This is a genomic window from Pseudobacteroides sp. (genome assembly GCF_036567765.1).
Taxonomy (GTDB): Bacteria; Bacillota; Clostridia; order Acetivibrionales; family DSM-2933; genus Pseudobacteroides.
The window spans coordinates 1-8414 of record NZ_DATCTU010000109.1 but is presented as its reverse complement, the minus strand read 5'-3'; the positions used below and the strand labels follow the sequence as shown (position 1 = coordinate 8414).

9 protein-coding genes are annotated in these 8414 nt (G+C 38.1%); 2 read left to right on the top strand and 7 right to left on the bottom strand.

Going from position 1 to position 8414, the window contains the following annotated elements:
- Positions 1-598: 598 nt before the first annotated feature.
- Complete coding sequence (locus VIO64_RS17660; RefSeq protein ID WP_414705310.1) at positions 599-1288, top strand: reverse transcriptase domain-containing protein; 690 nt, start codon at positions 599-601, stop codon at positions 1286-1288.
- 134 nt (positions 1289-1422) lie between these two features.
- On the opposite strand, the gene VIO64_RS17655 is transcribed toward VIO64_RS17660, so the two are convergent.
- Genes VIO64_RS17655 through VIO64_RS17645 form a run of 3 tightly spaced genes read right to left on the bottom strand, consistent with a single transcriptional unit; the run spans position 1423 to position 4511 of the window.
- Entirely contained in the window at positions 1423-2310 is an 888-nt protein-coding gene (locus tag VIO64_RS17655; RefSeq protein ID WP_331920672.1) for a site-specific integrase, read from the bottom strand.
- Positions 2297-3283: a tyrosine-type recombinase/integrase gene (locus VIO64_RS17650; protein ID WP_331920670.1), complete on the bottom strand. Its 987-nt coding sequence runs from the start codon at positions 3281-3283 to the stop codon at positions 2297-2299. The genes VIO64_RS17655 and VIO64_RS17650 overlap by 14 nt, the downstream gene beginning before the upstream one ends.
- Positions 3276-4511 carry a site-specific integrase gene (locus VIO64_RS17645; RefSeq protein ID WP_331920668.1) on the bottom strand — a complete coding sequence of 412 codons (1236 nt, stop codon included), beginning with the start codon at positions 4509-4511 and terminating at the stop codon, positions 3276-3278. The genes VIO64_RS17650 and VIO64_RS17645 overlap by 8 nt, the downstream gene beginning before the upstream one ends.
- 149 nt (positions 4512-4660) lie before the next feature.
- Here VIO64_RS17645 and VIO64_RS17640 point away from each other — a divergent pair, with 149 nt between their 5' ends.
- The gene (locus VIO64_RS17640) at positions 4661-4873 is read left to right on the top strand and encodes a reverse transcriptase domain-containing protein (protein ID WP_333783867.1); all 213 of its coding nucleotides are present in this window, start codon (positions 4661-4663) and stop codon (positions 4871-4873) included.
- 388 nt (positions 4874-5261) lie between these two features.
- Here VIO64_RS17640 and VIO64_RS17635 read toward each other — a convergent pair whose 3' ends face one another.
- The 4 genes from VIO64_RS17635 to istA all read right to left on the bottom strand — a co-directional run bounded on the left by VIO64_RS17635 (position 5262) and on the right by istA (position 8185).
- Positions 5262-5450, bottom strand: coding sequence for a hypothetical protein (locus VIO64_RS17635; protein ID WP_331920666.1), 189 nt, complete (start codon positions 5448-5450; stop codon positions 5262-5264).
- A 61-nt stretch (positions 5451-5511) separates the two neighbouring features.
- Positions 5512-5934 (bottom strand): hypothetical protein, encoded by a 423-nt coding sequence (locus tag VIO64_RS17630; RefSeq protein ID WP_331920664.1) that lies wholly within the window; start codon positions 5932-5934, stop codon positions 5512-5514.
- The gene (gene istB, locus VIO64_RS17625) at positions 5931-6716 is read right to left on the bottom strand and encodes an IS21-like element helper ATPase IstB (RefSeq protein WP_331920662.1); all 786 of its coding nucleotides are present in this window, start codon (positions 6714-6716) and stop codon (positions 5931-5933) included. Before istB ends, VIO64_RS17630 begins: the two co-directional genes overlap by 4 nt.
- Positions 6713-8185, bottom strand: coding sequence for an IS21 family transposase (gene istA, locus VIO64_RS17620; RefSeq protein ID WP_331920660.1), 1473 nt, complete (start codon positions 8183-8185; stop codon positions 6713-6715). The genes istB and istA overlap by 4 nt, the downstream gene beginning before the upstream one ends.
- Between the last annotated feature and the right edge of the window lie 229 nt (positions 8186-8414).

Sequence of the window (8414 nt, the reverse complement as noted above, 5' to 3'; positions counted from 1 at the left end):
ACGGTTCTGTGAGAAGCTTGGGGTGAAAGTCCCCGGGTTTACTCGACGTGTGTCCTGAAGAGGAGATTGCAAAGAAGGGGAGTGAGGTTGGGCAATCAAATCATGCTTTATAAGAGATGAGAGTAGGTCTCTCGGAATCGGCATTCAGGTGCAGGTTCCAAACCGCCTTTAGGTGCTGTACTCAAAAGGTATGGTGCTTAGCATAACAGGAAAAAGCTGATACATCAGCTAGGTAAGTGCTATGAAGCTGAATGAAAATGAAGAACTGATTAAGCGTCGTTAATACGAAAATACAGTCGAAACCAGTGGCTTTCTATCCTACTGGGATAAATCTGACGAGAACCTGGTTATTGGTCAGATGGCTGTCGGCGTAGAGGTTACAGGAGCATGGCACAGGCTCTTATAAGGAACAGGAGAAGTCTCTGCTCTAATGCAAAACGAAAAATCCAAGCGATAAATTGACAAGGATGAAAGTAGTGATGTAGAGCAAAGATGCGGAAGAATTCGTAGTAGTGAAGAAACTGCTGTAATGGCAGCGGAGCGAAGGGATTCTGTTATCTATAATTCAATATTAAACAACCAGAAATGGGAGGATTTAATGAGTGAAGGAAAGTCGTTTGAGATTTCACGACATCAAGTGCTGGAAGCATACAAACGTGTAAAAGCGAATCATGGTGCTGGTGGCGTTGATGGGATTGATTTTGAAGAATTTGAAAAGAATTTAAAGAACAACCTGTACAAGTTATGGAACAGAATGTCATCAGGCAGTTATTTTCCAAAGGCAGTTAGAGGAGTTGAAATACCAAAGAAAAATGGTATGAAAAGGCTATTGGGTATACCAACAATAGAAGATAGGGTAGCACAAATGGTTGTCCGTATGAGATTTGAACCGTTAGTTGAGCCGATATTTTGCGATAATTCATACGGGTATAGACCAAACCGTTCAGCCTTAGATGCTGTTGCGGTAACGCGGGAAAGGTGCTGGAAAATGCCGTGGGTCTTGGAGTTTGACATCAAGGGACTATTTGATAATATTGACCACAAACTAATGATGAAAGCTGTAACAAAGCATACAGACAGTAAATGGATTATTCTTTATATTGAAAGATTTTTAAAAGCTCCTATAAAAATGTCAGACGGAACTATACTGCAAAGGAATTCTGGAACACCGCAAGGAGGTTTATGCAAAGCTTTGCATAAGGACCCTTATGCAAAGTTGATGATTATGCAAAGCAAACCGCTAAAACCATTGAAATTCCAATGCTTTATCAGGATTTACTTCGCATAATATCAGGACTACTTAAGATTTGAAAGCCAGTCAAGCAACGCAGCATCTTTGTTCCAATCAGGAAGATTGCTATCAACCAAATCCGGATATGCATTCTCAATAGCCTTACGTTTCAATTCAGAATCGCACTTTGCCTAAATTTCGGTAGTTTTAATGTCTTCATGTCCAAGAAAATCACGGATATATATGAGACTGACGCCAGTCTGTAGTAGGTGCATTGCCTTGCTGTGCCGAAACATATGGGGCATCACTTTCTTTGGCACACTCGTAGATGTTTTTCTTGCTGAAACAACATATTGGGAGATGATGTAAGCAATGCCTTCCTTGGTGAGTTTGTTATGCTGTTTGTTGATAAACAGCGGATAGTCAGCTTTCCAAGGCTTGTCAAGGAAATTCTCCCGAATATAATGTTCCAGCAATGTCAGAGTGTTTTTCATCAGTGGAACCCTACGTACCTTATTGCCTTTTCCTGTTAAAATAAGTACTGCCGGATTATCCAGTACAGCATCACGTACCCTGAGATCAGCTAATTCCTGGACCCTGCATCCAGAATCATAAAGGACACTTAGCATCGTCAGATCACGTCTGCCTTTTGCTGTTGTTTTATCCGGTTGCGATAACAAAAGCTTCATTGCCTCTGGTGTCAGATGTGGCACTGATGGTTTGGATGCCTTCTTAACAGGCAGGGCAATTACCTTTTGGAAATGAAGGATTCCTGATGGTTCCTCATATTGTGCATAGCGAAAAAAGGAATGTATAGCTGCAAGTCTCTGATTCCGAGTAGCAATACTGCATTTACGATCCCTTTCAAGCCATTCTAGAAAATCAATAATCATTCCATGAGTTAGCATACCCATGTTCAGTTTTTCAACAGGAATATTCCTCTGTTCCTGACAATAATAGATCAGCAGTTTAAAAGTATCACGATACGACGATATTGTATTTCTGCTTGCATTTTTCTGTTGGGGTAGGTACGTGGACAGGAATTCAGTCAGGTGTGTAGCAAAATCAGTCGGTTTCATCGGCACCACCTTCTATTCCTGGAATAATGTTTGGATAACATCCTTCCAACTTTATGGATATGTCCGGAAAAACATCAGCAGTCAGCCTAAGGTAATACGCTGTTTCTTCAAAGGAATCATGCCCCATATATGTTTTCAGTACCGGAAGATATGCGGCAAGTTCTTTCCCCTGTAAAACCCATTTTTTCAGGCAGTGGCAGGCATATGCATGGCGAAGGTCGTGTACTCTTGGTCCCTTTCCCCTCCCGCCATGGGAAATGCCTGTTCTCCATAGGAAACGTCTGAAATTATGGTATACATTTCCTACAGTCATTGGTTTTCCATTCAATCCGGGAAAGAACCAATCAATTTCTTTTGAGAGCATATGTACATTTGCAGAATAATTCCGACATCGTTCTGTAAGTTCGTCTGACATCGGAACTAGACGGCTATTGTCTTTCTTCGAATGATGAATGGTCAGTATACCTGCCTCAATATCCACATCTGCTACTTTTAGGAGCCTCGCTTCTGAGGAACGAAGGCCACAGGAATAAACCATCCGGAAGAACAATGGCATGATTAGGTGGCGGTATGGACATTCACTGACATAATGACATTGATCTGTTTCATGAAAGAATCGCTGCAGTTCATCTTCCGTATAGATATGTGGGACATACTGCTCTTCTGTCGGATAATAACCCTTTGGAAGAACATATGCTCCAATACCCATGTTCTCCATATATATGGCAAGTTGCCGCAGGATGGAGGATCTTGCACACTGGTTAGCCTGTGCCTCATAAGCCATCTTTGAGCACCAATCCAGCACAATTTCCTTTGTAAGCATTGTTGCTGTTGGATACTTTTCCAAAGTAAAAGTTGAAAACCGTAATAGATGCCTTGCTTCTGTCTCATATTTATAGCCAATCGCCTGCTTCAGGCAAACATGGTTTTTAATATGCTCTGCAAATGGCCCTTTGAACAAGTACTCACTCATGCGTATACACCTCCGGAGTATTCAAACAGCATTCCTTGAGCTTATTGATATCCACTTTCAGATAAACTGCTGTGGAGTCCGTGTCTGTATGACCCAGAATATCTGAGATGACAGCAAGTGGTGTATCATGTTCGAGCATTCTTGAAGCCGCCGTATGGCGAAGCGAATGCATACCCCGGTGCTTCTTCAAAGTGGGCAGGTGGGCAATCCGCATATAATCGCGGATTAACTGACACAGATGATCACTTTCTGAAAAGGGCAGGAATGGTGCCATATGCCTCACAAAGATAATTTGAGATTCCACTTTTGGCCTGCCATATTTGAGATAATCAATGACAGCCCATCCCACTTCGGCAGGAATCGGTAGAGTGACTGTTTCCCGTGTTTTTGACTGGGTGAATATCAGTTTCTTTTCTTCCCAGTGAAAACAACCAAAAGTGAGGTTTTTGATATCTGTTACCCTAAGGCCCAGCACACAGGCAAGAAGGATCATGGCATAGTCCCTCTTTCCCTTTGGGCTTCCTCGATCAATGGCACCTATCAGTGTATTCAACTCTTCCCTTGTCCAGACAGATGGAATGCGTGTCTGTCTCCGAGCTTGAACCATCGGTGTCTTTGAAGCTAAATCTGTTTTCAGAAAATCCTGCTCCTGCAGGTATCTTAAAAAGGAACGTATTGAGCAGATATTCTGTTCCACAGTTTTATAGGTGTATCCGGCCAGTGTCCGGATATAGTTGTTGATTACGGAAAGTTTGATATCATGGCAGTCACGGACTCCTTGGGAAACAAGATAATCCATGAAACGTTCGGACTGTTTCACGTAATGATCCACAGTCACCTTGGAATAATCTCTTTGCTCGCAATAATTTTTAAAATTATTGCTGATGTATATATAATACGAATCTGCAAGTAGCTTTCGATGCTTGTAAAATCGCCTTAAAACGGTGTGGTGCAGCTGAAAATCCCCAATCATGCGAATAATGCGGAGTTCCTGTGTATCTTTTTGAGATAATGTTTTGTCGAAATCCTTTTCAAAAATCCGATAATGGATTTCGATAAAATCAATACCAAGCTGCTCGGAATAATATATTTCATTCCGTTCTTCAGCGAATTTTATGAGTTTACTCCAGCGGTTACGGTAAAATTTCAGGGAGCCCTCTGAATAGCCAAGCCGCAGTAATTCCTGCTCCAAACCTTCCAAGAGTTCTTTTAATGGTTTCTTTAGCATAAGAAACACCTCCAACTTATGATTTTTGAGCCTTTGGCTCTATCATCATTGTCGGAGATTATGCAGAGTAAATTAAAGTTAGATGCAGCATTTATGGGCAAATACAGACTTTACTTTGCATAATTACTTACTTTGCATAAGGAGGGGTTATAAGTCCTGTTCTTGCAAATCTCTTTTTACACTATGTTTTTGACATTTGGATGAAGAAGAAGTTTCCTCTAAATCCGTGGGCAAGATATGCGGATGATGGAGTTGTGCACTGTCAAACAAAGGGAGAAGCGGAATATCTTTTAGAAAACTTAAAAGAACGCATGCGTGAATGCAAATTGGAAATTCATCGGATGAAGAGTTTAGGGCTGTAATCTCTAAGGCTCTTGATGAATGGCTTGGTAGGAAAAAATCTTGATATTATTTAATTGTGAGGTCTATATGTCTGTGTTGATTGTCAAGCAATTTTGACCACTTTTTTATGCTTTTTTTATTGAATATTGACCACTACAGGCCTTAAAGCCTTGCAAAAACATTATTTTAAAATAGCTTCTAAAAAACATCGAAATTTTTACTGAAAATTGACCACTAAAAGCTTGAAAATCACGCTCCACAAAAAGCGTGTCGCGGTACGATTCAAAAAAGCGTTTTTCACATCATATATAGTGCCTTAAGTATGGTTTCAGTGTGAAAAACTTTCTTTTTTGAACCGTTTAATATAAAAATCACAGCATTTACGCTGAAAATTAACCACTTTTAACATTAATTTTCTTGAATTATCTTTCTAATCTGCTCCCAAATGTCTTGTTCCGTGTATGTCTGTATATAACCATTTTCATCTGGTTCAGATTCTTCGCCGAACTTTTCAAGAATAAGTTCTTCTGCTTTCTTTGAAACTTCCAAAAAAGATTTTTCTTTCAATTCTTGTATGTATTTCTTAGTTACAATCATTTTAATTCCTTCCTTTCAAGCTCACATTGTAAATTATAGAATTTACACCAAAAACTAACCACTACACATATTCAATATCATATCCTGCTGCCCTTGCTGCATCAAGTTTTAAAATGATTTTTCTATTGCTATTCTCCAAAGTTACATATTTACTAACCTCAAAGAATTTATCTTTAATAAGGTTGGAGATAATTTTATCTGGATCAATAAAGTCAGTCTGCATAGTCTTGTATTTATCATTATGACAAAGCTCTTCCACTGTTAAAAATGGATTTTCAGAACTACTGTCTGACTTTAAGATATACTTGTCCCTACTTTGATCAAATGTATATTCAGAATCCAGTCTTAGTCTTTTAACAATGGTATCATACCTGACTCCGTATGTTTCTGTAACATGTTTTATTGCTGCCTTCTTTCCATGAGTGTTAAATATATCAACAAATATCTTAAAATCAATACTCTCGAGTTTTTTTAATCTACTCATAAGATTATCTCCTTTCTTTTTCCTTTAATCCTATAACTATCATCGTCACCGTCTTCTACACCCATATTAATAATATGACAATGATGTACAATTCTATCTAAAATAGCCGTTGCCGCAAGTTGACTTGTAAATAGCTCATCCCATTCCCTTAGTTTAAGGTTTGTTGTAATTATGATTGATTTCTTTTCATACCTATTTCGAACCAATTGAAAGAAGATACTTTCTTTCTCTCTATCCATCTTGAGGTATCCAAGTTCATCAATAATGATAAGGTCAACTTTGGAAAGCCTGGCAAGCGATTCTTTTAAATTGCCTTCAGCAGCTGATTTTGAAAGATTATTGATCAATTCTAAGGCATTTTCAAAAAGTACTTTTTTACCTGCTTCACATGCCTTCAATCCGATTCCTGTCGCTATATGACTTTTACCTACTCCCGTTTTCCCGATGAATATTATATTTTCACGCTTGTCAAGGAATTCAAGTGTCGATAACTCTTTTATCTTCTGCATGTTTTGATATTTATGAAAACTGTAATCATATTCTTCCAAAGTAGTAATTTTCTCAAACTGGGCAGCTTTTATATTCCGTTCGGTACGTCTTTTCTGTTTACCTTCTTCCTCCGTAGATAAAAGACTTATGAGAAATTCCTTATAACCCAGGTTTTTAGCTATTGCTTCTTCTATCAATTCATTGTACTTTCTTCTAATGTCAACAAGCTTAAATGTTTTTAGCATTGTCTTAATGTATTTATCATTAGTGTCAATCTCAGTATTTACATTCAATTTTGGCCACCTCCTTCATAGTATGACAGATCTCTTGCAAGAGAATGACTGCCTGCTATGGAATTAGTAGCCTTTGAAACTTTATCTCCCAGAACTATTTCAACGTATTTTTCTTTCAATACACCTTTTACTCCATCAATATCTAATATATTGTTCCTAATACAGTATTCTAGAACCTTATCAAGGCTTTCTATGGTGTAAAGCTCTCTTAGTTTAAGTATTTGTCTGGCATGATAAATAGGTTGATCAAGTATCTTTGATGCAGTTTCAAGAAAAACCTCTCCATTCTTAAATACGGATTTGAATTGTCTTCTGATCTCTGGTATTGATTTCGGAACTCTATTAGAAATTGGTTCATAATCTTCATCCAGACGTGTTACAGGGTTGTCCGATGTATTGATTTCATAGGATCTTATAAAATTCATATTCATATCGTATATTTCAATCTTATAACCATAGACAATCCGGTATTGGACGTGCTTGTCAACGTATTTAACAGGAACACTGTACTTTCTGGCATCAATGTTAACATAGGAGTCAGGGCTAACCTTCCGTTTTTCTAAAGTACTTTTAATAAATCTTTTCTCTGGAATGGGAGAAAGGCATATAATTTCCTCCTTGTGAGCCTCAGAAGGAATTCTTTTGGTAGTCCCATGTACCTTTTGACACCAGTTTGTAATAAATTCTTTACCTGCTTTATTGAGTTCGGTCATAGAAGGGAAGGAATTTCCTTTTATAAAATGCTCCTCTATGTATTGGTAAGGCTTCTCAATCTTTCCTTTTGTCCTTGCCCGGTAACAGTTACACGGGTTAAGTTCGATCCCAAGATGTGTTGCTAGTCTTAATGCATCAAAGTTAAATTTCGGTTCTGAGTCAGGTATGTTTTCAATAACAAGAGCTTTTGGATTATCAATTACCAGTTCTGCCGTTATTCCTCCAAGATCCTCAAAAAGCTCCTGTATGGCTTCATAAATTGCATCAGCATCCTCGGATAAGGAAAATACCATAGATTTTTGCCTGCTATACGACAAAATCATTGAAAAACATATGACCCTCTTGATTTCATTTCCAATAACCATTGTGTATGGAGACCAATCGAATTGTGCTTGGTCTCCAGGAGGAGTTTCAACTCTGTCAGTCGCTTTCTTTGGTATTTTATTCTTTTCATCTTTTAAAGTTTTTAAGTACCTGTAGATAGGATTGATGCTTCCTTTATAGCCTATTTTGATAAGTTCTTCATATATTCTTGTTCCAATAAATCCATCTTCAATGAACCATGCTTTAATATTATCCTTATATAAATCAACCTTAGTACTAGTCTGAGTTCTTTTGTATTTGGGCTCTGAATTCTGCTTTAACAGCTTTTTAACTGTATTCCTAGACATCTTCATTCTCTTAGCGATCTGGTTAATTTTCACCCCGCTTTTAAACATACGTTTCACACTGATCCAATCATGCACATCCTTCACCTCTCAATCCCCTCTCATAAGTTTTCTTATGAAAAGGTTACATTTGTTTCTTGACGTGGTCAATTTTCAACGTGAATTAGTGGTCTACTTGTTGATTTATAATTAAAACTGACCCCCGATTTACAAGTAAAATTGACCCCTTGAGAATACAAATGTATCCTATCCATATGATCAATACATGTGGAGGGATAAAAGAGGTGAAAGATGTGCAAGATTGGATAGCTGTAAA

Bases quoted from the DNA above. Each gene is read 5' to 3' on its own strand.
- VIO64_RS17655 (WP_331920672.1), bottom strand. From the start codon at position 2,310: ATGAAACCGACTGATTTTGCTACACACCTGACTGAATTCCTGTCCACG.
- VIO64_RS17660 (WP_414705310.1), top strand. From the start codon at position 599: ATGAGTGAAGGAAAGTCGTTTGAGATTTCACGACATCAAGTGCTGGAA.
- VIO64_RS17645 (WP_331920668.1), bottom strand. From the start codon at position 4,511: ATGCTAAAGAAACCATTAAAAGAACTCTTGGAAGGTTTGGAGCAGGAA.
- VIO64_RS17635 (WP_331920666.1), bottom strand. From the start codon at position 5,450: ATGATTGTAACTAAGAAATACATACAAGAATTGAAAGAAAAATCTTTT.
- VIO64_RS17650 (WP_331920670.1), bottom strand. From the start codon at position 3,283: ATGAGTGAGTACTTGTTCAAAGGGCCATTTGCAGAGCATATTAAAAAC.
- VIO64_RS17630 (WP_331920664.1), bottom strand. From the start codon at position 5,934: ATGAGTAGATTAAAAAAACTCGAGAGTATTGATTTTAAGATATTTGTT.